At 68.5% G+C, this 639-nt stretch carries 1 pseudogene and 1 riboswitch; the pseudogene reads right to left on the bottom strand.

From position 1 onward, the window contains the following. Window positions 1-201, bottom strand: a pseudogene (locus U9980_RS06945) (hypothetical protein); the annotation flags it as partial. Between the two features lie 114 nt (window positions 202-315). Then, a riboswitch (cyclic di-AMP (ydaO/yuaA leader) is annotated at window positions 316-474 on the bottom strand. Between the last annotated feature and the right edge of the window lie 165 nt (window positions 475-639).

The raw sequence follows: 639 nt of genomic DNA, 5'->3' as shown, positions 1-639 counted from the left end.
CGGGTCGGACGCCGAGGGCGAATCGGACGCCGAGGGCGCGGTCCCGGCGTCACCGGCAGCGGTGTCACCGGCCCAGGTCTGCGCGGTGGCAGTGGTGGCAGTGGTCGAGCCGGCCGGACTGTCAGCCCCGGCGTCGTTCGCCAGTGCGGGGGCCGCAAAAGCGGTCAGAGCGACGGTCCCGGTGGCCGCGGCGGCAACCACCGCACGTGCGGACCGGCGGCGGAAGCTGGACCTGGCGGTCGGTGCACGGTGGCGACCGTGTCCGGACGGAACCCCGTCAGCAGAATCTGCACACGCCTGATATGCAGGCAACAATGATCCTTCCCGTACGCCTGCGAGGTTAGCTGTCGGGTTCGGGCCGGGAAGCCCGGTCAGCGCGGAGATCCGCGGCCGACTTCACCCCGAGGACGGCGCCACAAGGGCGACGTCCGTCAAGTCCTGGTTCCCCCGCTGCTGCCCTGGTGATTACTAGAAGGGAACACCGGACCGAGGGCAGAACTCGGCGTTCGGCCCGGTGTTGCTGAGAGCCCGGCCACGGTAGCGAACTACACGCTGTGACCGCAAGGGCCATTTTCCGCGAATCTCGACGCATGTCGACTACTATGCGTGTCAATCATCCGGCCGGCCGGTCAGAGAAAT

This window comes from Protofrankia sp. Cr1, assembly GCF_963555865.1.
GTDB lineage: Bacteria > Actinomycetota > Actinomycetes > Frankiales > Frankiaceae > Protofrankia.
This window is presented reverse-complemented; position numbering and strand designations above follow the sequence as displayed.